Genomic DNA, 23400 nt, shown 5'->3' on the forward strand with positions numbered 1-23400 from the left:
CAGCCCGCCGCTTCAGGAGTTTTGCTTCAGAAAGATAATCAGCTCAGCAGCACCATCGAGATTTCTTCGTATTGCAGTTCCGTCTCGCGGAACAATTGCAGATAGATTTCCTCATCGAGGCCCAGCGCAGTCCAGGCCACGGTGGACACCGGCGGGACCAGATCGTCCTGCGCCTGCGCCAGATCGAGCGCATGCACGATGGCGTCGGCCACATGGATGATGGCCGCCAGGAAGCCCGCGCCCGGCGCCTCCGGGTCGTGGTGGCCGCCGATGGCCAGCCGCATCGTGTCGGAAAAATTCCAGTGCTCGGCCAGCGCCATGCCGGCGTCGACGTGATCGACGCCCAGCACCGTGCGTTCCGCCTCCAGCAGGTAGCAGTCGTGCTCGTCGCGGTAGGCGATGGTTTCCGAATACTGGTTCGGGAAGCACGACACCAGCACCAGCCGGCCGATATCGTGCAGCAGCCCGGCCGTGAAGGCGTAGTCCTGGTTGAAACGCATCTGCCGCGCCAGCACCTTGGCGCAGGCGGCGGTGGCGATCGAATGGCGCCAGAAGGCCTTGTGGTCGAAGCCGGGGCAGTGGCCCTCGGCGAAGCAGCCGGTGACGGCGGCCGCCGTGATCAGGTTGCGCGTGGTCTGGAAGCCCAGGTAGGTGATCGCCTGCTGGATGGTGGTCACCTTCACCTGCAGCCCGTACAGCGAGGAGTTGGCCAGCCGCAGCGTCTTGGCCGTCAGCGCCTGGTCGTAGGACACCTTCTTGGCCAGCACGGAGATGTCGACATCGTCCTGGTCGATGCTGTTGAGCAGCTCCATCACCACCGCCGGCAGCGAGGGCAGGTCGTCCAGCGTGCGGACGACATCGTCGTAACTCAGCGTATTACTCATGTTCGGCGGCCTCCTGTGGACCGAGCCGGAAGTCCGACACGAAACGGCGCAGCAGCGCGGTGGCCCAGTCGCTGTCGCTGTCGGGATCGTTCTTGCGGAACAGCCGGCCGATGCGCGCCTGGTGGTGCTCCAGCGTGGCCCGCACCGTTTCCGGCGACACCTCTTCCTTCAGGATGGGCAGCACGGCGATGCCATGGCGCGGCATCAGCGCCAGCATGGCCTCGGTCAGCGCCGTGCCCTGCGGCAGCAGCACATGGCCTTGCACGTCCAGCAGCACGTCCGACAGGACCATGCCCGGCCGCACCTCCGCCAGCGTCAGTTGATGGTAATTGCTCGTCATGTTGCCTCCCGGTTTGCCACCTGATCCACTTTGCGTGATCTTACCATTGCGTGCAAGCAAAGTCTGCCATGCCGGCATGGCGGCGCCGGCCATAACTTGCCAAGTCGCATGTCATACCGTACATTGGGGCGTTGCCGTCAATTCCATCAATGCAGGGAGGTTGGTCGATGTTTGGTATCCAAGGCCGCTTGACGCTGCTTTTCGTGGTGATCGTGACGTTGGTGCTGGGCATTTCCGGCACTTACGCCCAGTACAGCCTGGGCCACGAGCTGGAAGTGAGCAGCCAGCGCCTGCGCCAGGGCGTGCTGACCCGTTTGCAGACCAGCCTGCCGTCGGCGCTGTGGGACCTGGACAAGGCCAAGGTCGACAACATCGTCGCCGCCGAGATGCTGCCGCCCGAGCTGGTCTCGATCCGCGTGTACGACACCTCGGTCGGCCTGTTCTCCGGCAAGCTCCGCCACGAAAACGGCAGCGTCAGCTCGATCGAGAACGACGCCGCCGTCGGCGGTTCGCCGGTGGTGGCCGACCTGGCCTACCGCGATTCCGGCGCGGCCGGCGCCTCGCTCAAGCCGGTCATCGTCGGCCGCGTGGTGGTCAACTTCAGCCGCGCCCAGATCGACGCCACGCTGGCGGCCGAGGTGCGGCGCAAGGTGATCGAGGTGCTGCTGCTGGACCTGATCCTGGTGGCGGCGCTGGCGCTGTCGCTGCGCATCGTGTTCGATCCGCTCAAGCGCCTGCGCGACGGCCTGTTCGACCTGGCCACGCGCGGCAGCGACGAGGTGGAGGAATTGCCCGACAGCCGGCACGACGAGCTGGGCGAGGTGATCCGCGGCTTCAACGCCATCCAGCGCAAGATCAAATCGAACATCCAGCGCATCCGCGAGGCCGAGGACGAGGCCCGCAAGTCGGCCCAGGCCACGGCCAAGGCGCTCGACGACCTGCGCCGCACGCAGGAGTCGCTGCTGCAGGCCGAGCGGCTGGCCTCGCTGGGCGGGCTGGTGGCCGGCGTCGCGCACGAGATCAACACGCCGGTCGGCATCGCGCTCACCAGCGCCTCGGTGCTGATGGAGGCGACCGAGAAGGTCAACTCGGCGGTGGCCACCGGGAACATCAAGAAATCCGACATCACGCGCTACCTGGAGACGGCGGCCGAAAGCACGCGCCTGATCATGAACAACGCCTACCGCGCCGCGCACCTGATCCACAGTTTCAAGCAGATCGCGGTCGACCAGGTCAGCGAGGCGCGCCGCCGCTTCGAGCTGCGCGACTACATCAACGAGGTCGTGTCGAGCCTGCAGCCCAAGCTGAAGAAGACGCACATCACCGTCACCATCTCCTGCCCGCCGGACATCATCCTCGACAGCTATCCGGGCGCGCTGGCCCAGGTCATCACCAACCTGACGCTCAACTGCGTCGAGCACGCCTTCGACCCGGGCGACGAGGGCCGCATCACCATCGGCGTGGCGCAGCAGGGCGACTGGATCGAGATGCAGGTGACCGACGACGGCAAGGGCATTGCGCCGGACATGCTGGACAAGGTGTTCGACCCCTTCGTCACCACGCGCCGCGGCCAGGGCGGCACCGGGCTCGGACTCAATATCGTGTTCAACTTGATGGCCAAGCAGTTTGGCGGCACCATTACGGTGTCCAGTGTGCTGGGGCAGGGCGCCAGCTTCGTGCTGCGCATGCCTTGCGTGACGCCGGTGGACGATCCGTCCGCCGCCGCGCTGAGCGCCGACGCCCGCCTCCCCTCCTGAAAGGACAGTCATGCCCCACATCAGCGGTGAATTCAACGTCAAGATGGCGGTCGAAGCCATGTCGGCCGTGGCGGCCGACAGCGGCATCGGCCGCATGTCGCTCGACAAGCAGTACCACGGCGCGCTGGACGCCTTCGGCAGCGGCGAAATGCTGGCGTACATGGACCGCGAACTGGGTTCGGGCGCCTACGTGGCGATGGAACGGGTGCAGGGGACGCTGGACGGGCGGCGCGGCAGCTTCCTGCTGTGCCACACCGGCACCATGGAGCGCGGCGCGGCGGGGCTGAAGGTGGCGGTGGTGCCCGATTCCGGGCGCGACGAGTTGTCCGGCCTGGGCGGCACGTTGCAGATCCGCGTCGAGGGCGGCAAGCACTACTACGATTTCGACTACACGCTGGGACCCGCCGTTGCTTAGGCCGGCGGCGCCGCGCTAGAATGCCGCCATGGACAAGGACACACTCAAAGGCTTGGCAATACTGATAGGCGTGGCGCTGGCGGTGGGGATCTTTGCCGTGCTGGGCACCGAGGACGGTGTCCAGAAACTATCGTGCGTCGGGCGCGCCATCGTGCATGGCGTCGCCATCACCAACATCCATTCGGTGTGCGGCCTGTAGCGGCCGCGTTCAGTCGGTGAAGGTTTCCGACGCTTCGTTGCGGCGCGAAGCGAAGCCCAGCACGACCAGGCCCAGCATCAGCATGACAAAGGTTTGCGGTTCCGGCACTTCGGCCACCGGATCGATGGCTTTGGTGTTAGGGTCGTTCGACGCCAACGCCTCCGGATCGCGATCCGTGGCGGTCTTTTGCGCGGGGGCCGTATCGTTGATGCCGCACGGCGTGGCGCTGTGGGTGTCGCAATGGGCCAGTACAATTGCTGCGGTTGCAACTTTGCTTTTTTCCAGGTTGTCCGGGGCGGACTGTGCGGTGCCGATGGTACCCAGGGCTAGCAATAATGTTGTTATTAAAGTTAACTTCTTCACGACATTCTCCTGACTATGCTGCATACGCAGGACGTTAAGGCTACATTAAAGCATAAACATTAAATTAACAGCGGACGCTAGTCCAACCGTGCTCTACAGGTTCACATTAGATCATATTTAGTAATATATTGCCATCTCTATTTTTCTTTGAGCAATCTATTCGTGCAACGCAACAACGCTGCCTGCGGTGCAGCCTGTGGCGTACACGATCTCCACTTCGCAACAAATAATTCAATTGAATATGGCCCAGACACAGACGATTTCCACATATGGCGGCTCACCGGGATTGACTTTCGCCGTGGCCGCGCTTGCCTTGCTGGCCGGCTGTGCCAGCGGCGGCCAGCCCGCCGCTGCGCCGGCGCCGGCCGGTCCCAACCCGCAAGTATTGCTGCTGGGCGAGGTGCATGACAACGCCGCCGGCCACAAGCTGCGCTACGAGCTGCTGCGCCAGCGGGTGGAGGCGGGCTGGCGCCCGGCCATTGTCATGGAGCAGTTCGACCGCGAAAACCAGGACGTGCTGAGCAAGGCCCAGAAAGGCTGCCTGGACGCGCAATGCGTGATCCGCGTGGTGGGCGGCGTCCGCTGGGACTGGCAGCTCTACTATCCCGTGATCCAGCTGGCGCTGACCTACCAGCTGCCGCTGGTGGCCGGCAACCTGTCGCGCGCCGACGCCTCGCGCGTGGTGCGCGACGGCATCGCCGCCACCTTCGACCCGCAAAGCGTGCGCGACTACCACCTGGACCAGCCGCTGCCGGCCGACGTGCGCGCCGGCCAGCACAAGGAGATACTGGCCGGCCACTGCAACATGCTGCCCGAGATGATGGTCGACGGCATGATCAACGCCCAGGTGTCGCGCGACATCTGGATGGCCAAGATCGTGCGCGACCAGCAGCCGCGCGACGTGGTGCTGATCGCCGGCAACGGCCACGTGCGCAAGGACATCGGCGTGGCGCGCTGGCTCAACGCGCTGGCGCCGGCGCTGACGGTGCGCAGCGAAGGCTACCTGGAAGACGCCGCCGGCGCCGGCCGCTACGACGCGGTCTACACGGTGGCGCCGCAGCCGCGTCCCGACCCGTGCGCCCAACTTAAAGCCAAACCCCTATCCTGACACCATGGAAAAAATCTACACCCCGGCCGCGCCGGACCGCGCCGCCATCGACGCCTTGGCCGGCGCCACGCTGCTGGAGTTCGGCGCCAACTGGTGCGGCCACTGCATGGCCGCGCAGGCGCCGCTGGCGCAGGCCTTCGCCGGCCACGACGGCGTGCGCCACTACAAGGTCGAGGACGGCCCCGGCCGCGCGCTGGGCCGTTCCTACCGCGTCAAGCTGTGGCCGACCCTGATCTTCCTGCGCGACGGCCAGGAGGTGGCGCGCCTGGTGCGGCCGCTGCAGGCCGAACCGATCAGCGTTGCCTTTACGCAAATCGATACCTAGGTAACAAGCTTAACTGCTTGGCAGCGGGCGAGGCCGGTGTGTATGATGGGCCGCACCATCCACCCGCAGGAGCGTCAAGCATGAGTCAGTCTCACCCCGGATCGCCCAAGGCCAATTCCCCGGCCACCGTGCTGTTTGCCAGCCTGATCGGCACCACCATCGAATTCTTCGATTTCTACATCTACGCCACGGCGGCGGTGCTGGTGTTCCCCAAGCTGTTCTTCCCGGCCAGCGACCCGGCCGCCGCCACGCTGCAATCGCTGGCCACGTTCGCCATCGCCTTCTTCGCGCGCCCGGTGGGTTCGGCCGTGTTCGGCCACTTCGGCGACCGCATCGGCCGCAAGGCCACGCTGGTGGCGGCGCTGCTGACCATGGGTATCTCGACGGTGGTGATCGGCGCGCTGCCGACCTACGCCTCGATCGGCACGCTGGCGCCGGCGCTGCTGGCGCTGTGCCGCTTCGGCCAGGGCCTGGGCCTGGGTGGCGAGTGGGGCGGCGCGGTGCTGCTGGCCACCGAGAACGCGCCGCCGGGCAAGCGCGCCTGGTACGGCATGTTCCCGCAGCTGGGCGCGCCGATCGGCTTCTTCCTGTCGGGCGGCATCTTCCTGCTGCTGAGCCAGACGCTGAGCGACGCCGAGTTCTTCAGCTACGGCTGGCGCATCCCATTCCTGTCGAGCTCGCTGCTGGTGATCGTCGGCCTGTACATCCGCCTGAAGATCCATGAGACGCCGGACTTCCAGAAGGTGCTGGACAAGAACGAGCGCGTGAAAGTGCCGGTGGTGACGGTGTGGCGCGACCACCGCCGCGTGCTGGTGCTGGGCACGCTGATCGCGCTGGCCACCTTCGTGCTGTTCTACCTGATGACCGTGTTCGCGCTGAGCTGGGGCACCACCGCGCTCAAGTTCAGCCGCAAGGACTTCCTGATCCAGCAGCTGTTCGCCGTGATCTTCTTCGGCCTGACCATTCCCGTGGCCGCGCTGTGGGCCGACCGCTACGGCCGCCGCGCCACGCTGATCTGGGTCTCGGCCGCGATCGCCGTGTTCGGGCTGGCGATGGCGCCGATGTTCGGTTCCGGCAGCAGCCTGCAGGTGACCGTCTTCCTGTCGCTGGGCCTGGGCCTGATGGGCATGACCTACGGCCCGCTGGGCACCATCCTGTCCGAGCTGTTCCCGGCCGAGGTGCGCTACACCGGCGCCTCGCTGACGTTCAACCTGGCCGGCATCCTGGGCGCCTCGCTGGCGCCGTACGCGGCCACCTGGCTGGCCACCAACTACGGCCTGCAATACGTCGGCTACTACCTGTCCACCGCCGCGGTGATCAGCCTGGTCGCGCTGCTGCTGGCCAGGGCCGGCTCTGCTGCCAAGCCTGCTTAATTGCCATAAATGTCATCATACAACGACGCCATGGCAGCCCTTGCACGGGGTGGCCATGGCGGCGTAATCCCTTGAATATCCGCATCTTTCCGCTTGCCTATCGCGTTTTATAGTTGTACGATGACTTACGACTAGAATGATCTCGTGGAGACCGAGAGATCATCACCCAAAAACCAGAATAGAGTGATGCCATGAACCTGAGCGAGCCTGTGAACGCGCAAGCGGTGGGAGCAACCGTCGGTAAATACCGGTGGACCATCTGCGCCTTGTTGTTTTTTGCCACCACCGTCAACTACCTGGACCGGCAGGTGCTGAGCCTGCTGGCGCCCGACCTGTCCAGGGAATTCGGCTGGAGCAATACCGACTACGCCAACATCGCCGCCGCCTTCCAGTTCGTGTACGCCATCTCGATGCTGTTTGCCGGCCGCGTGGTCGACAAGATCGGCACCAAGGCCGCCTACGTGGTGGCCATCACCGTGTGGTCGCTGGGTGCGCTGATGCACGCCTTCTCGGTGCCGATGGGCGAGGGCGCCGGCGTGCTGCTGGGCGCCTTCGGCATCGTCGCCGCGCCGTCCATCCTGGGCTTCATGATCTCGCGCGCCGTGCTGGCCATCGGCGAGGCCGGCAACTTCCCGGCCGCGATCAAGGCCACCGCCGAATACTTCCCGAAGAAGGAACGCTCCTTCGCCACCGGCATCTTCAACTCCGGCGCCAACGTCGGCGCCATCCTGGCACCGATCTGCGTGCCGCTGATCGCCGGCATCTGGGGCTGGCAGGCCGCCTTCATCATGATCGGCATGCTGGGCTTCATCTGGATGAGCGTGTGGATCACGCTGTACGACAAGCCGGACCGCCAGAAGCGCCTGTCGGCGCAGGAGCTGGCCTACATCCGCAGCGACCAGCCGGCGCAACAGCCGCAGCCGCAGGCGCAGGCCGGCGGCAAGGTCTCGTGGCTGCAGCTGCTGAAGTACCGCCAGACCTGGGCCTTCGCCTTCGGCAAATTCATGACCGACGGCGTGTGGTGGTTCTTCCTGTTCTGGCTGCCGACCTATCTATCCGCGCAGTACGGCATGAAGGGCGACGCCATCGTCGTGCCGCTGGCGGTCCTGTACAGCATGACGATGGTCGGCTCGATCGGCGGCGGCTGGTTCCCCAGCTACTTCATGGCGCGCGGGCACGCGCCGTACGACGGCCGCATGAAAGCCATGCTGGTGATCGCCTTCTTCCCGCTGGTGGTGCTGCTGGCGCAGCCGCTGGGCGCGATCAGCTTCTGGGTGCCGGTGCTGCTGATCGGCGTCGGCGCCTCGGCGCACCAGGCGTGGTCGGCCAACATCTTCACCACCGTCTCCGACATGTTCCCGCAAAAGTCGGTGGCCTCGGTGATCGGCATCGGCGGCATGGCCGGCGGCATCGGCGGCGTGCTGCTGACCAAGCTGGGTGGCTGGGTGTTCGACTACTACAAATCGGTCAACGACATCCGCACCGGCTACATGATCATGTTCGGCATCTGCGCCTTGGCCTACCTGGTCGCGTGGAGCGTGATGAAGGCGTTGGTCCCGCGCCACAAGGAGATTACCGACCTCTGATCGGCCCCGGAGGGGAGATGCCGACATGCTAAGATTGTCCTTTGGCGCTGCCGCGGTACGGGCAGCCAGGCATCTCCGATAGTCAGAACATGAAAAAAAACGTAGCAACCATCCGTGACGTGGCGGCTGCGGCGGGCGTCTCCACCGCCACCGTCTCCAAGTTCGTCAACGGCGCGCAGCGCTTCTCGCCGGCGGTGGAGGCAACCATCAAGGAAGTCATCGCCAAGCTGGGCTACCGTTCCAACCCGCTGGCGGCATCGATGATCACCGGCCGCACCAAGAGCATCGGCCTGTCGGTGCTGGATGTCGCCAATCCCCACTTCACCAGCATCGTCAAGGGCGCCAACCGCGTGGCGCTGGCGCACGGCTACACGCTGCTGCTGGTCGACACCGAAGAAAACCCCGACCGCGAACGCCCGCTGCTGGAAGCGTTGAGCCGCCGCGTGGACGGCATCATCATGTTCTCGCGCATGCTGGAATCGGAGATGGACTGGGTGATGGAGCTGGGCAAACCGCTGGTGTATTTCGGCCGGTTGTCGCGGTTGCAGATTCCGTGGGTGATCAGCGACGACCACCGCGGCGCCTACATGCTGGCGCGGCACCTGGTCTCGCAGGGGCACAAGCGGATCGGCTACCTGCGCTTCCCGCGATCACGGCGCGACGAGGAGCGGCTGGCCGGCGTGCGCGCCTGCCTGGCCGCGCACGACATGGAACTGACGGTGTATGAAGGCGGCGCGCCGACGGCGGCCGAGGGCGAGCGCGTATGCTCGTCCATCCTGCTGGGCGGCGAGCACCCGGATGCGCTGATCTGCTACAACGACCTGATGGCGCTGGGCTTCATGAAAGCGGCGCAGGCCTTGGGCTTCAAGCTGCCGGAGCATATCTCGGTGGCGGCCTTCGACAACATCGAATACGGCCAGTACACCTCGCCGGCGCTGACCACGGTGGACCTGCAGAGCGAGCGCATGGGCGTGGCCGCGATGGAGAAACTGATCGCCGCCATCGACGGCAAGTCCGCCCCCGCCGCCACGATGATCGAGCCGCAGCTGATCCTGCGCGCCTCGACTCAGGCGCGGGCCTAGCCTACCGGCCCCTGGGTTTGAGTTCGAGCGCGTCCTCGATCATTTTGCGGGCGTCGTTGGCCAGCTCCTTTGCTTCAACCGCCGACTGGTCCAGTTGCTTGTCCAGCGCAAGCAGCAGCTGGCGGTCGCTTTCATTCTTGAAGACCAGCTGCCCGTCCTCCAGCGTCACGTTGCCGAGCCGCGACTCATAAAAATTCAGGATGCGGTTGAGCGTGTCGAACGTCGCCCGCTCGGTCTCGGCCGAGCGCACCAGCAGCGTGAGGACCTGGGCGATCATGGGCTCCATGTATTCGTCCGCGGAAGGATCGGCAATGGCGGTCCTGAGCTGTTCCCAGTAGCTCCGCAGGTTTTCCTGCTGATCGTGCAGATGGCGCTCGATGCGCGCCTCCGCCAGGGCCAGCGAATTTTTGGAGCGCGCGATGCCTTCCTTGCTGACCATGCGTTCGTTCTCCAGCACGTGCTCGATGTCATACGCAGCCATGTCTGCTTTAAATGCCGCGTCCATGAGCGCAGTTCGACGATTGTTGTCGATGGCCAGCGCGGCCTTGTTGTCCAGCGAAGTCAGTCCCGTCGGCGTGAGCGACATGCTGGGCAAGGGATCTTCGCGCCTGGCGTCGAGGAGGACCCGTAACTGTTTCTCCATGTCGTAGCGTGACTGGCGCAGCAAAGCCGTTTTGTAGATCGTGCTCAAGTTCAGGATGGCGTAGCGCTGCCGGTCCTTGATCTCAGCGCCGTTGGCCTGCAAGGCGCGCGCCCCAGGCAGCGACTCTATCCGTTTGATTTCCTGGCGTTCGGCGTCGGAATAGACCGGATACGCCTCACCGCCGGCGGCACCTGCCTGCGCCAGCATCGCCGCGACGCGCTTGCGGCCCGTCGCGCTGCGGTAGTGGACAGCCAGCCGCCTGGCATCCGCCCTGGTCAGGTAGGCGCCATACACCTGCGCCAGCGTGCTGATGATGCTGGCGTCGGCGACGTGGTTGCTCATGTGCTGCAGCACGTCCTGCTGTTCCGCCGTCACGCCGGGCAGCTGGCGCATTTCATGGCGCACCAGGACCGGCAGCTGCAGCGCTTCCAGAAGATCTTCGGTGGCCGCCTGCGTGGCTTCATCGGGCAGCCCCTTGACAGCAGCGGCCGGCGGGACCGGCGTCGCCGCGTGGCCTGGGACGGCGAGCGCCAGCAGGGCGCAGAGGATCACGGTGCGGGCACTGTTCATTTTCCGGCTCCTTCCGCTTCCTTGCGCTGCCCGCCCTCGCCGCGCAGGGCGCTTTCCTCCTCGCCCAACTTGGTGACCTGCGCGACCAGCGCGTTGAACACCTGCAGATCGGCTTCGTCGTTAAACATCAGGCGATTGTCCTGGATCTGTATCGCGCCCAGGCGCGAGCTGGCGAAATCGAGCACGCGCTTGTAGACGTCGACCAGGGCCCGCTGGTTTTCGCCCAGGCGCACCAGCTGGTCGTATTCGCGCACCAGATTGGGTTCGAACGCCGCCATCGCGTGCTTGTCCGGCAGGCTGGCGGCGACACGCTCGCGGAAGGCGGCTTGTTGCAGGTCGCGGTCGTGCAGATAGCGCTCCATGCGCTCCTCGCACTTGGCCAGGATATCGCGCGCGCGGCCGAGGCCTTCCGCCGTCACCAGCCGCTCCTTCATCAGCAGGTGGTCGACGCCGTAGCGGTCCAGGTCATTGGCCATGGCGCGGCTGGTGTTGATCGCTTCGATGTTGTAGTCGGCGATGATGCCCGCGTACTTGTCCAGGGTCGCCAGTCCGGTGCGCCGCAGGATGAATTTCCCTCCCGGGTCGCCAGGCTTGTAATTCGCGTTGGCGGTCCTGATCTCGGCCAGGTTGGCCATGACCTGCTTCTGGTAGCCGGCGTAGTAGCGGCCGCGCCACGCATGCAGCGCGGCGCGGTTGGCCTCGAAAATCTGCGGTTGCGCCGCCGCGAATACCTTATAGGCCGGCAGCGCTTCGATCGCGCGCACCTCGCGCGCCTCGCTGTCCGTGAAGTAGGGATTCCGCTCGCCGTTGACGACGCCCTCCCTGGCCAGCATGGCGGTCACCTGGCGGCGGCCAACGCTGGTGCGGTAGTGTATCGCCAGGCGATCCGCTTCGTCCGCGGACAGGTACTTCGCATAGATGGGAGCCAGCGTGGCGCAGATCTCGGCATCGCTGGCGTGCTGGCTGATATGCTGGTTGACCTCATAGGTTTCCTGGTCCACTTTCGGTGCGCGCCCCAGCGAGACGCGTATCAGTCTGGGCATTTCCATAGCCTGAAGCAGCCGGGATGCGGCGGCCAGTTGCTCGGGGCTGGCCGGGCCAGCGAAGCGCACTGCGGCCGCCGCGCCGGCGGCAGCCGCGTGCGCGGCCTGCGGCAGGTTGATGGAGACGGCCAGCATGCAGCACAGGAGCAGGGAGGGGAAGGATTTCATAGGGAGGCGGAGTCTATTGCAGGCGCGCCAGTTCAAGGCGGGCCAGTTGGTGATAGGCGCTCTGCAGCGCACCCTTGTCGACGGCGCGCTGGAAGTAGACGCGGGCGCGCAGCTTGTCCTGCGCCAGCAGATACGATTTTCCGGCGTAGAAATAGGCTTCCACCAGGCGCAGTTCCAGCCCGTTGGCGCCTTCGCGGCTGGCCAGGCGCAGCATCTGGTCCGGCGCCTGGCGCGACTGGAACATCTCCAGCGCGGCCGACAGCCAGGCCTCGTCCTGCGCCTGTTCGCCGCCGGCTTGGGCGGCCTTGTCGGACGGCGCGCCAAGCATCGCTTGCCAGATCTGCGAGCGCACCTGCAGCAGCGGATTGTCGGCGGCCTTGCCGGCGCGTGACAGGTCGCTCAGCGCGTCGCGCTTGTTGCCGAGGTAAAGATCGGCCCAGCCCTTGCGCAGCCAGGTGGAGGTGTCGCCCGCGCCAAGCGCGATCGCGCGCGCGAAGTCGGCGCTGCTGTCCTTGAAGTTCCCCGCCGCGAAATTGACCTCGCCGCGGCACAGCAGGTTTTCCTGGCTGTCGTTCTGCTGCACCGCCCTGGCGGCGTCCTTGAGCGCGTCGGCGTACTGGCCCAGCCAGGCGCGCGCGCGGGCCCGTTCGCACCAGGCGCCGCCGGCATCCTGGCCGGTCAGCGCGGCATCGGCCAGCACGCGGTTGGTGGCCTTGAGCGTGGCGTCGATGCGGGTTTGCACCTGCTCCTTGAAGTTCGGCGCGGCCGCCGCCTTGATGGTGTTGGACCGTATATACAGGCTGCCCTGCAATTTGTCGCCCATCTTGCGGGCGGCATCGACAAAGGCCACCGTGTCCTGCGGCGCCACGCGGTCGGCGTTGATGTTCAGGCGCAGCCTGGCCTGGGCCACGCGGCCGCTGAACGACAGCACCTCGTTCAGCGTGAAGGCGCCGTTGTTGACGGCGCTCTGCGACGGGTTGTAGTGGGCGTCGAATTGTTCGGGCAGCGTCACCGTGAAGTCGTAGTTGTGGACCGCCGGATAGGTCGGCACCGACAGCGGCAGTTCGCGCTTGGCCACATCCGGCACGTAGAATTGCTCGACCATGTTGCTGGCCTTGTAGCGCATCAGCCAGCCCTGTTCATCCTTCTCGAAGAACTTGTTGATGCGATAGCGCACGTCCACCGCCAACCGGTTGTTCACCCGGTCGTCGCTGACCTGGGGCGCGGCCAGCATGCTGAAATCGGCGTAGCGCCGGCCCATGTAGGCCTCATAGGCCTTGGCGATCTGCTGGGCGCTCATGCTGGCCAGCTGGACGCGCATGCCTTCCGCCTGCGCGCCGGCGAATTCGATGTGGGCCTTCAGTTCGACCGGCTGGTCCAGCGCCGTCACCGCCACCTGTTCGGTGCGCAGGTCGGTGTACAGCGCCGGATCGGCCGGCACCGGGATGCTCTCCAGCGCGCTGGTGTCCGGCGCGACCGCCAGCACCTGCGCGCCGCTGTGGACTTGGCCCATGCGGTCGAGCAGGCCGTATTGCCCGAGGCGGGTCGGATCGAAGTAATAGGTCTGGCCCTGCACGCGGGCGCGGACGATGGCGTGGTCGAACAGCGTGGGACTGGGCAGCATCTGGTCCAGGCCCTTTTTGAAGTAGGTCGACACCAGCACCGGCTGGGCGTCGACGCCCAGCTCGCGCAGCATGCTGACCATCAGCAGGGTCTTGTCCTTGCAGTCGCCGTAGCGGCGCTGCAGCACCTGCGCCGGCGGATAGGGCCGGTGCGAGTTCTCGCCCAGCGACAGCGACAGGTAGCGGATATCGTTCTGCACGAATTCCAGCACCTTGGCCACCTTCTCCTGCGGCGTGGCGGCCTTGCGCGCGGCCTTCAGCGCCTCGGCGACGGCGGCGCCGCCGGACGGCGCGTCGAACAGGTGCAGCGCCCATTGATTGACGTCGCTCCAGCGGTTGAATTCCGAGAACTGGATCCAGCGATAAACCTGCACGTCGGACGGCACATAGGGTTCGCCCAGCAGGGCCGGCATGTCGCGCGTTTCAAAACGCAGGATGCGGCGGCCGTCGCGGAGGATCTCGACCGGCTTGAGGGCGGCGCCCTGGCCGATGGTGCGGTGGTGGATGGTGCGCTGTTCCGGCATGTCGATGGAGATGCGGCGCAGGCCGACGGGGGCGGCGCTGTCCCAGGAGGCGGCCTCGAAGAATTTTCCGCCGAAGACGGGATTCTGGCCGATCACGGAGTAGGCCAGTTCCAGCGTATCGCCGACGCGCACGTCCTCGGTGACGATGGCCGCCGTGATGGTGCCCGAGTACAGGCCCTGATCGAGACTGGTCTCGCGCTGCAGGAAGCGGATGTCGGCGGTCTTCAGCTGGTCGATCACCTGGCCGCCGCGCAGGATGCGCAGGCTGTGGAGCTGCACGCGCTGGTAGTCCGGCTGGAAGCTGATTTCGTATTGACCTAGCGCAGAAAGGCTGGACGCTTCATTCGCGGTCAGCGCCCGGTGCGCGTAGACGGTGGGCTGGTCGGCGACATGGAACTGCACGTCCGCCAGGCGTATCGACAAAGGGCCGGCCTTGGCGGCGGCGGGGATATCCCGCACCCGGTCGACCCATGCCGGCACCGCGTCGCCACGGGTGAAGGCGTTTTCCGCCACTTGCACGCTGCGGGTGGAGGCCGCTGCGGCCTGTTGCGCCGACGCGGGCGCGGCCAGTATCAAAGCCGACAGGCAGCAGGCCAAAAATAGACGAAAACGCATTGTTGCGGCGGAGGTTAGTTTCAATAGGGCAATTTTACCTTATAAAATGACTAACCTCCGCGATTGGGGGCGGGGAACCCCCGGCTGGTGTTAGAACAGGGTGCTGACGTCCGGACGGTTGGCCAGCGCCGCCTGGACCACGGCCGTGACGCGGGCGCGGTCGGCGCCTTGCAGCGGCTGGCGTGGACGGCGCACGTACTCGTTGCCGACGCCGGCCAGCGTCTCCACCAGCTTCAGGTTCTGTACCAGCTTGGTCGAGACGTCCAGGTGCATCAGCGGCATGAACCACTGGTACAGCTTGAGCGCTTCATCCCAACGCTTGGCTTTCATCAGCTTGTACAGCGCCACGGTCTCTTTCGGGAAGGCCACCACCAGGCCGGCCAGCAGGCCGTCTGCGCCCACCGCCAGGCCTTCGAACGACAGGTCGTCCACGCCCATGAACAGCTGGTAGCGGTTGCCGACGGCGTTGCGCAGGTCGGTGATGCGGCGCACGTTGTCGGTCGATTCCTTGATCGCGACGATCCATTCGCAATCGGCCAGTTCCTTGAAGTCCTCAGGCGTCAGGTCCACCTTGTACGACACTGGATTGTTGTAGACCATGATCGGCAGCTGGGCAGCCTTGGCGATCACGCGCAGGTTGTCCATCGCCTCGCGCGAGTCGGCCGCGTACAGCACCGACGGCATCACCATCAGGCCCTGCACGCCCATCTCGTGCGCCTTCTCGGCGAAGCGGCAGGCGGTGGCGGTGCGCGTCTCGCTGACGTTGACCAGCACCGGCACCCGGCCGGCGGCGACGTTCAGCGCGGTCTTGGTGACGGCCAGCTTCTCGTCGAACGACAGCGTGCTGGCTTCACCCAGCGAGCCGCAGGTCAACAGCGCGTGCACGCCGCTGTCGATCTGGAAGGAGAAGTGCTTCTCCATTTCGGCGTGGTCGAGATCCTCGTTCTCCTTGAACTTGGTGGTTACTGCGGGGAAGACCCCTTCCCATTTTGCTGCTGCCATGCTGTTCTCCTTGTGATGAATCGGTTGTGGTGAATCGTTTGGATCAATCGTCGATGATGCTGGCGATGCGGGCCGGTGAAATCGGCATCCGCACCGCGTCCGGCCGCCAGCCGTACAGCAGTTCGGTGGCGCCGCCGCAGATGCGTCCCTGGCACGGCCCCATGCCGCAGCGGGTTTGCAGCTTGGCGCTGCGCCAGCTGGTGTGCGTGCGCAGCTCGTTGTGGCAGACGTCTTCGCAGCGGCAGACGATGGTGTCGTCGCCGGCCAGCGTCAATAACTCCGGCCGCAGCGCGAAGGCGTGCTCCAGCCTTGACGCGAATTTTTTCCAGCGTGCGCGTTCGGCGTACAGCTCTTGCGCGGCAGCCGGCTTGCCGCTGGCCGCCAGGCCGGCGATGCGGCCCTCCGCCAGCGCCAGGTCGACGCCGCCGACGCCCGTGCCTTCGCCGGCGCAGTAGACGCCGGGCACGGAGGTCAGCTGCGCGTCGTCCACCTGCACGGCCGTTTGTCCGTTCTTCGATGTCGTGGCGCAGCCCAGTGCCAGCGCCAGTTCGACGTTGGGCAGCAGGCCGTAGCCGCAGGCCAGGTAGTCGCATTGCAGCGCTTCCAGCTCGCGCGCGCCGCCGCGCTGTATCAGGATCGATTGCAGCGTGCCGTCGCCATGCGCCGAATGCACGTAGCTGTCGCGCAGGTGGGGGATGCCGCTCAGTTGCGCCGTCAGTTGCAGCGCCTGCGTGATCTTGGACGGCGTCGCCAGCAGGCCGAATCCGAAGCGCGCCAATGCCGGCCAGGACGCCTGCTCGATGATGGCGGCGATTTCCGCGCCTTTGGCGGACAGCGTCGCGGCCACCGCCAGCAGTAGCGGGCCGCTGCCCGCCACCACCACGCGCTTGCCCAGCAGCGGATAGCCGCCCTTGGCCAGGGCTTGCAGGCCGCCGGCGCCGGTCACGCCGGGCAGCGTCCAGCCGGGGAAGGGCAGCAGCCGCTCGCGCGCGCCGGTGGCCAATATCAGTTTCTCGTAGTGCAGCGTGGCCGACGACGTTGGCGTCTGCACTTGCAGCTGTCCCGGCTCCGGCGCGTACAGCACCCGCGTCTGCGGCAGGTAGGCGACGTTCGGGGCGGCGCGCAGGTCGCTCCACAATCTTGGCGCGCGCGGGTCCTGCTGCTGCTCCGGGCCGCCGCGCCAGATCTGGCCACCGGCCAGCGGATTGTCGTCAACCAGGCCGACCTGCGCGCCTTGCGCGGCGGCGGCATGCGCGGCCGCCAGTCCGGCCGGTCCCGCGCCGATCACCAGGATGTCGTAGCGGCTCATGGCCGGGACTCGCCGGTGATCACGCGCATGCCGTCGGCGCACAAAGTCTGGCATGACAGCTGGTGCATGCGGCCGTCGATGGTGACGCGGCATTCCTGGCAGACGCCCATGCCGCACAAGGGCGCGCGCGCCGCGCCGCGCACCGAGCGCCGGGTGACGGCGCTGCCGGCCATGGCGATCGCCGCGGCCACGCTGACGCCTTGTGCCACGTGGATGTCATGGCCGTTGATGTTGAGGACCACGTCAGTCATTGAAGCGCCCCGGCAGGTAAGGAGTGTAGGGAATGCGCGTGCTGTCGCCGGTCATTTGCGCCGCCAGCAGTTGCGCCGTCGCCAGCGAGGTGGTGATGCCCAGGCCTTCATGGCCGGTCGCCAGCCACAGTCCGCGCCGCGCGGCGTGGGGGCCGATCAGCGGCATGCCGTCCGGCGTGGCGGCGCGCAGGCCGGTCCAGCAGCGCAGCACGTTCAGTTGCGCCAGGGCTGGCGTGAACGTGGCGGCATGACGCAGCATGCGTTGCAGCATGGCCGGCTCCACCGCCAGGTCGATCGTGTCGAACTGGCGGGAGGAGCCGATCAATACTTGTCCGGTAGGACGGGGCTGCAAATTGAACGCGACCGAGTCGCCGCTGGCGGCGTGGGCGCTTTTGATGTATCCCAGTTCCACCAGCTGGTGGTGGACAAAACCGGGATAGCGGTCGGTGATGGCGATATGTCCCTTCTTCGGCTGCACCGGCAGTTCCGGCAGCAGCGCGGCCGAACGCGAGCCGGCGGCCAGCACCACTTGCGACGCCTGGTGGCGCGTGCCGTCGGCCAGCAGCACGCCGTTGTCTTCGATGGCGGCGACGCTGCCGCGCAGCGTGGTGGCGCCGCGGTGCATCGCGCGGTCCAGCAGGATGCGCGCGCTCTTGGGCGGATAGACCAGGCCATCGCCGGGCACCAGCAGGCCGCCGGCCAGGCCGGTGCGCAGTTGCGGTTCGCGCGCATACAGCGCGGCGGGCGACAGCATTTCGCAGGGCAGGCCGTAGGCGCTCAGGGTGTCGGCCTTGGCGCGCGCCGCGTCCATTTCCTCTTCGTCGGCGGCCACCCAGATGGTGCCGCAACGGCTGTACTCATGGCGCTGGGGCAGGTCGCCCACCAGCGCATTCCACAGCGAGACCGAATACGCCGACAGCGCCAGCTCCGCCGGGTTGTCGTCCATGACCACCAGGTGGCCCATGCCGGCCGCGGTGGCGCCGCCGCCGGGCATGTCCTGTTCGATCACCATCACCCGCAGGCCGCGCTGGCTGAGCGCATCCGCACAGGCAGCGCCGACGATGCCGGCGCCGATGACGATCACGTCGTTCTCAATCACCGTATGCCCCAGACGAAAGGATCGGTCGGATCGAGGATCAGCTGCGCCTGCGAATTGACCCATGCGCGGCCGCGGATGCTGGGGATCAGCTGCTCGCCGCGATAGCGGTACGCGGCTTCGAACACGCTGCCGATCACGCTCTCCTGCTTCCACAGCGCGCCCTCGGCCAGCTTGCCGTCGGCGGCCAGGCAGGCCAGCTTGGCGCTGGTGCCGGTGCCGCAGGGCGAACGGTCGTAGGCCTTGCCGGGGCAGAGCACGAAGCTCTGGCTGTCGGCGCCGGTGCGCGAAGGCGCGAACAATTCGATATGGTCGATCAGCGCGCCGCCGTCGCCGGTGATGCCGGCCCGTTCCAGCGCCGCGCCCACGGCCACGCTGTAGGCGGTCAGCGCCTCGACGTTGCCAACGCCCAGTTCCAGACCGTGACCGGAAACCAGGAAGAACCAGTTGCCGCCCCAGGCGACATCGCCGGTGACCGGGCCGTGGCCGGGCACCTCGACGGTGACCTGCGTCTGGCTGCGGTAGGAGGCCACGTTGTCCACGGTGACGCTGCCATCCGCGTGCAGCTCGGCCTCCACCACGCCCACCGGTGTATCGATGCGGTGGCGGCCGGCGCCGATGCGGCCCATGTAGGCCAGCGACGCGACCAGGCCGATGGTGCCGTGGCCGCACATGCCGAGGTAGCCGACGTTGTTGAAGAAGATGACGCCTGCCGCACAATCGGGGGCGTGCGGCTCGCACAGCAGCGCGCCGACCAGCACGTCCGAGCCGCGCGGCTCGCAGACCACGGCGGAGCGGAAGCGGTCATGTTCGCGTTTCAGCAGTGCGAGCCGCTCGCTGAGCGGGCCTTGGCCCAGTTCCGGGCCGCCGTCTATGACCAGGCGGGTCGGTTCGCCGCCGGTGTGGGAGTCGATGATGGAGATGTTTTTCATGCTCAAATCTTAGGCTTCCCGGGGCTTGCTGTCTTGCATCTCCTGCGCATGATCGATGACGAAATCTGCACAATGACGATAAAACAGGAGACGCCGCCGCGCGCCGCTGGCACAATCGCCTTCATGCATACAGAACTCCCTCACGACGACGCCCGCCGCGCCCTGGGCGCGGGCATCGCCGATCCCTTCTTTTCCGAAGCGCTGTTCGACGCGCTGCCGGACGTGGTGTTCTTCGTCAAGGACGTGGAGTGCCGCTACGTGGTGGTCAACCAGACGCTGGTCCAGCGTTGCGGCCAGCGGCATAAATCGGCGCTGATCGGGCGCACGCCGGCCGAGGTGTTCGCCCGTCCGTTCGGGCAGACCTACCTGGCGCAGGACATGGCGGTGCTGGCCGGCGGTAACGATATCGAAGACCAGCTGGAACTGCACCTCTATCCCAACCGCGATCCCGGCTGGTGCCTGACGCGCAAGACCGCGTTGCGCGACGCCGATGGCCGCATCGTCGGCCTGACCGGCGTCTCGCGCGACCTGGCGATGGCCGACAAGAAGAATCCCGCATACCGCAAGGTGGCGGCGGCGGTGAACCTGATCCACCAGGAATACGGCCAGGCCTTGCAGCTGGCCGAACTGGCGCGCACGGCGCACATGTCGGTGGCGCAGATCGAGCGCTACTTCCTGCGCATCTTCCACCTGACGCCGCGCCAGATGATCATCCAGACCCGGGTCGAAGCGGCGTCGCGATTGTTGAAGGGGACGGCCAGCGTGGCCGAAATCGCCCAGGCCTGCGGCTACGGCGACCACTCCGCCTTCACCCGCCAGTTCAAGGCCACCACCGGCGTCACCCCGACGCAGTACCGGCAGGCGGTGGCGGGCAAGGGCGGTTAAGCGGCGGCGGGCCTCAGGCGATACCCAGCAGTTTGATCAGCATGAAGCTGACGGCGGCGAGGCACAGTAGCGACAGCACCACCACCGCCGCGACCCGGCCACCGGCGCGCAGAACGGCGCGTGCGTCCACCCCCAGCCCCAGCGCGGCCATCGACATGATGGTGAAGAAGTTGGCCGCCGCATGCGCCGGCGCCAGCGCGGCCGCCGGAATCGCGCCGAAGGAGCGCAAGGCCAGCAACAGCAGGAAGCCGGCGATAAACCACGGCACCAGATGCGACAGCGCGGGCCGCGATCCGCCTTCACGCGGCGCGAACAGCGACAGCACCAGCACCACCGGACCAAGCATCAGCACCCGCACCAGCTTGACCAGCGTGCCGACATGTACGCTGCTGACGGCGACCGAGCCGGTGGCGGCCAGCACCTGCGGCACCGCGTACACGGTCAGCCCGGCGAACACGCCGAACTGCACCGGCGAGAACGACAGCAGCGACGCCATCAACGGCAGCACCAGCACCACAACCACGCCCAGCACGGCGGTGAAGGCGATGGCGGCGGCGACGTCCTGGCCGTCGGCATCGATCACCGGCGCGACGGCGGCGATGGCCGAATTGCCGCAGATCGAGTTCCCGCAGGCGATCAGGATGGCCATCTTGCGCGGCAGCCCGAAGGCGCGGCCGATGGCGAAACTGAGCGCGATCGCGATCGCCACCACGGCGGCGATCCCGCCGATCAAGCCGATGCCGTTCTCCAGCAGCGAGCGCGCGCTGACCGATGCGCCCAGCAGAACCACGGCTATCTCCAGCAGCAGCTTGGCGCCGACCTGGATGCCGGCCTCGAAGCGCTGCTCAAGAGGCAGCAGCGTGCGGATGGCGGTGCCCAGCAAAATGGCCAGCACCAGGCTCTCCAGCCATGCGCGGCCCAGCACCGCGCTCTCCACGGCTTCCAGCGCGTAGGCGGAGGCGGTGACCACGCAGCAAAGCGCCAGGCCGGGCAGGGCGTCTGTCATGGTTTTGTTCATTGCGTCATCCTTGATGGTTCGATAAGCGGAATTATCAAGTCGACAGATCGTTGCGTCCATCTTACAATTTATGACGATTCATTCAATCAAATCGAACAATGACACTGGAACAATTACGCATCTTCGTGGAAGTCGCAGAGCGCCAGCACCTGACGCAGGCGGCCAGCGCGCTGGCGCTCACGCCGTCGGCCGTCAGCGCTTCCATCAAGGTGCTGGAGGAGCGCTACGGCACGCCGCTGTTCAACCGCGTCGGGCGGCGCATCGAGACCAGCGAGGCGGGGCGCATCTTCCTGGTCGAGGCACGCCGCACGCTGGCCAGCGCCCGCGCCGCCGAACTGACGCTGGCCGAATTGGGCGGCATGAAGCGCGGCACGCTGACCATACAGGCCAGCCAGACCATCGCCAGCTACTGGCTGCCGCAGTTCCTGGTTCGCTTCCGCCAGGCCTGGCCGTCGATCACGCTCGACGTCGCGGTGGATAACACCCACAACGTGGCGCAGGCCGTGGTGCAGGGCGTCGCCGACCTCGGATTCGTGGAAGGCGCGATCGACGAGCCGGCGCTGCTGGCCGAGCCGGTGGCGCAGGACCGCATGGTGGCGGTGGTCGCGCCGGATCATCCCTGGGCGGCCGGCAAGGCGCTGCGGCCGGCGCAGCTGTTGGCGGCCCAGTGGATACTGCGCGAGGAAGGCTCTGGCACCCGCTCCGCGTTCGAGGCGGCGCTGGCGGCGCGCGGCATCCCGGTGGACGCACTGCAGGTCGCGCTATCGCTGCCGTCGAACGAGGCGGTGCGCTCGGCCGTGATGGCGGGGCCGTTCGCCACCGTCGTGTCGGAGCTGGTGGTGGCCTCGCATTTGAAGGCGGGCTTGCTGGCCAAGGCGAACTTCAAGATGGCGGGGCGCGACTTCCTGATGCTGCGCCATCGGGAGCGTTACAAGAGCAAGGCGTCGATGGCGCTGGAACAACTGATTCGGGAGATGCGCGCCGATTTGTGGCAATATTGACGCCGTTATCATCACAACAATTCGGAGACCGGCATGGCGACTAAAGCGTTGGTATTGACGACGGAGGCGCTGCGGCGCCGTTCCTTTTTGCGGCAGGCCGGCACGCTAGGCGCGGCCGCCGCTTTCGGCAGCCCGGCGCTGGATGCCCTCGCGGCGGAGGCGGGCCGCGTCACGCTGCCGTTCGAAAACGGCGAGCGCGAACTGGTCGCCTATCCGCAGAAGCGGCCGCTGATCCTGCTCACCGCCCGTCCGCCGCAACTGGAAACGCCGTTCAGCGTCTTCAATGAATCGGCGATCACGCCCAACGATGCCTTCTTCGTGCGCTACCACTGGAGCGGCATCCCGACCTCCATCGATCCGCAAGCGTACCGCCTGCGCGTGGGCGGCAACGTCAACACGCCGCTGGAGTTGTCCCTGTCCGACCTGCGCCAGATGGCCGATGCGACCGAGTTGGTGGCCGTGGTCCAATGCTCGGGCAACAGCCGTGGCCATTTCGAGCCGCGCGCCAATGGCGGCCAGCTGTCGAACGGCGCCATGGGCAACGCCCGCTGGACCGGCGTCCCGCTGCGCAAGGTACTGGAGAAGGCCGGCGTGAAAGCCGGTTCGGTGCAGGTGGCCTTCAATGGCCTGGACACGCCGCCGCTCGGCGACGGCCCGGATTTCGTCAAGGCCCTCAATCTCGACCACGCGCTGGACGGCGAAGTGATGCTGGCCTGGCAGATGAACGGCGCCGACCTGCCGATGTTGAACGGCTATCCGCTGCGCCTGATCGTGCCCGGCTACTACGGCACCTATTGGATCAAGCACCTGTCCGACATCACCGTGACCGACAAGGTGTTCGACGGTTTCTGGATGAGCACCGCCTACCGCATCCCGGACAACCAGTGCGCCTGCACCGAGCCAGGCAAGGCGCCAACCAAGACCGTGCCGATCGCCCGCATGAACGTGCGCTCCTTCATCACCAGCCTGGCCAGCGGTGCGCACGTCAAGACCGGACAGCAGACGGTGGTGCGCGGCATCGCGTTCGACGGTGGCTATGGCGTCAACGAGGTGGCTTTCTCGGCGGACGGCGGCAAGACCTGGCAGGCCGCGCAACTGGGCAAGGACCTCGGCAAATACTCGTTCCGCGAATGGAGCGCGGCGTTCACGCCCAGGCAGAAGGGCAGCCACGAGCTGCTGGTGCGCGCGGTCAACCGCATCGGCCAGGGCCAGCCCGCCAGCGCCTTGTGGAACCCGCCCGGCTACATGCGCAATGTGGTCGAATCGACGCGCATCGTCGCCGTTTAAGG

Annotated in this window: 23 protein-coding genes; 11 read left to right on the forward strand and 12 right to left on the reverse strand. The window is 66.6% G+C overall.

Translation table 11 applies throughout. The features are described from left to right. Positions 1–38: 38 nt before the first annotated feature. Together GTP90_RS07655 and GTP90_RS07660 are read right to left on the reverse strand one after the other, a co-directional pair. A complete protein-coding gene (locus GTP90_RS07655) occupies positions 39–884 on the reverse strand; it encodes an HDOD domain-containing protein (protein WP_161082936.1) in 846 nt (281 codons plus the stop codon). Continuing rightward, complete coding sequence (locus GTP90_RS07660; protein WP_161082937.1) at positions 877–1224, reverse strand: hypothetical protein; 348 nt, start codon at positions 1222–1224, stop codon at positions 877–879. The genes GTP90_RS07655 and GTP90_RS07660 overlap by 8 nt, the downstream gene beginning before the upstream one ends. 167 nt (positions 1225–1391) lie before the next feature. Between GTP90_RS07660 and GTP90_RS07665 the strand changes: the two genes are divergently transcribed. From GTP90_RS07665 to GTP90_RS36375, 3 genes are read left to right on the forward strand one after another with little or no spacing between them, the layout of a single operon-like run. Continuing rightward, positions 1392–2981 carry a sensor histidine kinase gene (locus tag GTP90_RS07665; RefSeq protein ID WP_161082938.1) on the forward strand — a complete coding sequence of 530 codons (1590 nt, stop codon included), beginning with the start codon at positions 1392–1394 and terminating at the stop codon, positions 2979–2981. Positions 2982–2991: 10 nt separating this feature from the next. After that, positions 2992–3396: a DUF3224 domain-containing protein gene (locus GTP90_RS07670; RefSeq protein WP_161082939.1), complete on the forward strand. Its 405-nt coding sequence runs from the start codon at positions 2992–2994 to the stop codon at positions 3394–3396. A gap of 28 nt (positions 3397–3424) precedes the next feature. Then, positions 3425–3595 carry a hypothetical protein gene (locus tag GTP90_RS36375; protein WP_175048008.1) on the forward strand — a complete coding sequence of 57 codons (171 nt, stop codon included), beginning with the start codon at positions 3425–3427 and terminating at the stop codon, positions 3593–3595. Positions 3596–3604: 9 nt separating this feature from the next. Here the strand turns inward: GTP90_RS36375 and GTP90_RS07675 are convergent, their stop codons facing one another. Beyond that, complete coding sequence (locus GTP90_RS07675; protein WP_161082940.1) at positions 3605–3958, reverse strand: PEP-CTERM sorting domain-containing protein; 354 nt, start codon at positions 3956–3958, stop codon at positions 3605–3607. Between the two features lie 241 nt (positions 3959–4199). On the opposite strand from GTP90_RS07675, the gene GTP90_RS07680 reads away from it, so the two are divergent. From GTP90_RS07680 to GTP90_RS07700, 5 genes are all read left to right on the forward strand, one after another. Then, positions 4200–5066 carry a ChaN family lipoprotein gene (locus tag GTP90_RS07680; RefSeq protein WP_161082941.1) on the forward strand — a complete coding sequence of 289 codons (867 nt, stop codon included), beginning with the start codon at positions 4200–4202 and terminating at the stop codon, positions 5064–5066. Positions 5067–5070: 4 nt separating this feature from the next. Next, the gene (locus GTP90_RS07685) at positions 5071–5391 is read left to right on the forward strand and encodes a thioredoxin family protein (RefSeq protein ID WP_161082942.1); all 321 of its coding nucleotides are present in this window, start codon (positions 5071–5073) and stop codon (positions 5389–5391) included. Positions 5392–5471: 80 nt separating this feature from the next. After that, the gene (locus GTP90_RS07690; RefSeq protein WP_161082943.1) at positions 5472–6764 is read left to right on the forward strand and encodes an MFS transporter; all 1293 of its coding nucleotides are present in this window, start codon (positions 5472–5474) and stop codon (positions 6762–6764) included. Between the two features lie 191 nt (positions 6765–6955). Then, positions 6956–8350: an MFS transporter gene (locus GTP90_RS07695; RefSeq protein WP_161082944.1), complete on the forward strand. Its 1395-nt coding sequence runs from the start codon at positions 6956–6958 to the stop codon at positions 8348–8350. An 89-nt stretch (positions 8351–8439) separates the two neighbouring features. Continuing rightward, positions 8440–9432: a LacI family DNA-binding transcriptional regulator gene (locus GTP90_RS07700; protein ID WP_161082945.1), complete on the forward strand. Its 993-nt coding sequence runs from the start codon at positions 8440–8442 to the stop codon at positions 9430–9432. Between the two features lies 1 nt (position 9433). On the opposite strand, the gene GTP90_RS07705 is transcribed toward GTP90_RS07700, so the two are convergent. The 8 genes from GTP90_RS07705 to GTP90_RS07740 all read right to left on the reverse strand — a co-directional run bounded on the left by GTP90_RS07705 (position 9434) and on the right by GTP90_RS07740 (position 19207). Next, the gene (locus tag GTP90_RS07705) at positions 9434–10645 is read right to left on the reverse strand and encodes a hypothetical protein (RefSeq protein WP_161082946.1); all 1212 of its coding nucleotides are present in this window, start codon (positions 10643–10645) and stop codon (positions 9434–9436) included. Beyond that, positions 10642–11856, reverse strand: coding sequence for a DUF2059 domain-containing protein (locus GTP90_RS07710; RefSeq protein ID WP_161082947.1), 1215 nt, complete (start codon positions 11854–11856; stop codon positions 10642–10644). The genes GTP90_RS07705 and GTP90_RS07710 overlap by 4 nt, the downstream gene beginning before the upstream one ends. Before the next feature lie 13 nt (positions 11857–11869). Further along, positions 11870–14617, reverse strand: a complete 2748-nt coding sequence (locus GTP90_RS07715) for a DUF3857 domain-containing protein (RefSeq protein ID WP_161082948.1) — start codon at positions 14615–14617, stop codon at positions 11870–11872. A 90-nt stretch (positions 14618–14707) separates the two neighbouring features. Further along, positions 14708–15619 carry a dihydrodipicolinate synthase family protein gene (locus GTP90_RS07720; protein ID WP_161082949.1) on the reverse strand — a complete coding sequence of 304 codons (912 nt, stop codon included), beginning with the start codon at positions 15617–15619 and terminating at the stop codon, positions 14708–14710. Positions 15620–15662: 43 nt separating this feature from the next. Continuing rightward, a complete protein-coding gene (locus GTP90_RS07725) occupies positions 15663–16928 on the reverse strand; it encodes an NAD(P)/FAD-dependent oxidoreductase (protein ID WP_161082950.1) in 1266 nt (421 codons plus the stop codon). Beyond that, complete coding sequence (locus tag GTP90_RS07730) at positions 16925–17179, reverse strand: 2Fe-2S iron-sulfur cluster-binding protein (protein WP_117011998.1); 255 nt, start codon at positions 17177–17179, stop codon at positions 16925–16927. Before GTP90_RS07730 ends, GTP90_RS07725 begins: the two co-directional genes overlap by 4 nt. Next, complete coding sequence (locus GTP90_RS07735; protein ID WP_371875031.1) at positions 17172–18278, reverse strand: NAD(P)/FAD-dependent oxidoreductase; 1107 nt, start codon at positions 18276–18278, stop codon at positions 17172–17174. Before GTP90_RS07735 ends, GTP90_RS07730 begins: the two co-directional genes overlap by 8 nt. Beyond that, positions 18275–19207, reverse strand: coding sequence for a 4-hydroxyproline epimerase (locus tag GTP90_RS07740; RefSeq protein WP_161082951.1), 933 nt, complete (start codon positions 19205–19207; stop codon positions 18275–18277). Before GTP90_RS07740 ends, GTP90_RS07735 begins: the two co-directional genes overlap by 4 nt. 123 nt (positions 19208–19330) lie before the next feature. On the opposite strand from GTP90_RS07740, the gene GTP90_RS07745 reads away from it, so the two are divergent. Beyond that, positions 19331–20092 (forward strand): AraC family transcriptional regulator, encoded by a 762-nt coding sequence (locus tag GTP90_RS07745; protein ID WP_254451769.1) that lies wholly within the window; start codon positions 19331–19333, stop codon positions 20090–20092. Positions 20093–20105: 13 nt separating this feature from the next. Here the strand turns inward: GTP90_RS07745 and GTP90_RS07750 are convergent, their stop codons facing one another. Further along, complete coding sequence (locus GTP90_RS07750; RefSeq protein WP_161082953.1) at positions 20106–21110, reverse strand: YeiH family protein; 1005 nt, start codon at positions 21108–21110, stop codon at positions 20106–20108. Between the two features lie 98 nt (positions 21111–21208). On the opposite strand from GTP90_RS07750, the gene GTP90_RS07755 reads away from it, so the two are divergent. Both GTP90_RS07755 and sorA read left to right on the forward strand, forming a co-directional pair. Further along, complete coding sequence (locus GTP90_RS07755) at positions 21209–22111, forward strand: LysR family transcriptional regulator (protein WP_161082954.1); 903 nt, start codon at positions 21209–21211, stop codon at positions 22109–22111. 33 nt (positions 22112–22144) lie between these two features. Beyond that, positions 22145–23398, forward strand: coding sequence for a SorA family sulfite dehydrogenase catalytic subunit (sorA, locus tag GTP90_RS07760; RefSeq protein WP_161082955.1), 1254 nt, complete (start codon positions 22145–22147; stop codon positions 23396–23398). Positions 23399–23400 lie beyond the last annotated feature (2 nt).

The organism is Duganella vulcania (genome assembly GCF_009857655.1).
Taxonomy (GTDB): domain Bacteria; phylum Pseudomonadota; class Gammaproteobacteria; order Burkholderiales; family Burkholderiaceae_D; genus Rugamonas; species Rugamonas vulcania.

Bases quoted from the DNA above. Each gene is read 5' to 3' on its own strand.
- GTP90_RS07655 (WP_161082936.1), bottom strand. From the start codon at position 884: ATGAGTAATACGCTGAGTTACGACGATGTCGTCCGCACGCTGGACGAC.
- GTP90_RS07660 (WP_161082937.1), bottom strand. From the start codon at position 1,224: ATGACGAGCAATTACCATCAACTGACGCTGGCGGAGGTGCGGCCGGGC.
- GTP90_RS07665 (WP_161082938.1), top strand. From the start codon at position 1,392: ATGTTTGGTATCCAAGGCCGCTTGACGCTGCTTTTCGTGGTGATCGTG.
- GTP90_RS07670 (WP_161082939.1), top strand. From the start codon at position 2,992: ATGCCCCACATCAGCGGTGAATTCAACGTCAAGATGGCGGTCGAAGCC.
- GTP90_RS36375 (WP_175048008.1), top strand. From the start codon at position 3,425: ATGGACAAGGACACACTCAAAGGCTTGGCAATACTGATAGGCGTGGCG.
- GTP90_RS07680 (WP_161082941.1), top strand. From the start codon at position 4,200: ATGGCCCAGACACAGACGATTTCCACATATGGCGGCTCACCGGGATTG.
- GTP90_RS07685 (WP_161082942.1), top strand. From the start codon at position 5,071: ATGGAAAAAATCTACACCCCGGCCGCGCCGGACCGCGCCGCCATCGAC.
- GTP90_RS07690 (WP_161082943.1), top strand. From the start codon at position 5,472: ATGAGTCAGTCTCACCCCGGATCGCCCAAGGCCAATTCCCCGGCCACC.
- GTP90_RS07695 (WP_161082944.1), top strand. From the start codon at position 6,956: ATGAACCTGAGCGAGCCTGTGAACGCGCAAGCGGTGGGAGCAACCGTC.
- GTP90_RS07700 (WP_161082945.1), top strand. From the start codon at position 8,440: ATGAAAAAAAACGTAGCAACCATCCGTGACGTGGCGGCTGCGGCGGGC.
- GTP90_RS07705 (WP_161082946.1), bottom strand. From the start codon at position 10,645: ATGAACAGTGCCCGCACCGTGATCCTCTGCGCCCTGCTGGCGCTCGCC.
- GTP90_RS07710 (WP_161082947.1), bottom strand. From the start codon at position 11,856: ATGAAATCCTTCCCCTCCCTGCTCCTGTGCTGCATGCTGGCCGTCTCC.
- GTP90_RS07715 (WP_161082948.1), bottom strand. From the start codon at position 14,617: ATGCGTTTTCGTCTATTTTTGGCCTGCTGCCTGTCGGCTTTGATACTG.
- GTP90_RS07720 (WP_161082949.1), bottom strand. From the start codon at position 15,619: ATGGCAGCAGCAAAATGGGAAGGGGTCTTCCCCGCAGTAACCACCAAG.
- GTP90_RS07725 (WP_161082950.1), bottom strand. From the start codon at position 16,928: ATGAGCCGCTACGACATCCTGGTGATCGGCGCGGGACCGGCCGGACTG.
- GTP90_RS07730 (WP_117011998.1), bottom strand. From the start codon at position 17,179: ATGACTGACGTGGTCCTCAACATCAACGGCCATGACATCCACGTGGCA.
- GTP90_RS07740 (WP_161082951.1), bottom strand. From the start codon at position 19,207: ATGAAAAACATCTCCATCATCGACTCCCACACCGGCGGCGAACCGACC.
- GTP90_RS07745 (WP_254451769.1), top strand. From the start codon at position 19,331: ATGCATACAGAACTCCCTCACGACGACGCCCGCCGCGCCCTGGGCGCG.
- GTP90_RS07750 (WP_161082953.1), bottom strand. From the start codon at position 21,110: ATGAACAAAACCATGACAGACGCCCTGCCCGGCCTGGCGCTTTGCTGC.
- GTP90_RS07755 (WP_161082954.1), top strand. From the start codon at position 21,209: ATGACACTGGAACAATTACGCATCTTCGTGGAAGTCGCAGAGCGCCAG.
- sorA (WP_161082955.1), top strand. From the start codon at position 22,145: ATGGCGACTAAAGCGTTGGTATTGACGACGGAGGCGCTGCGGCGCCGT.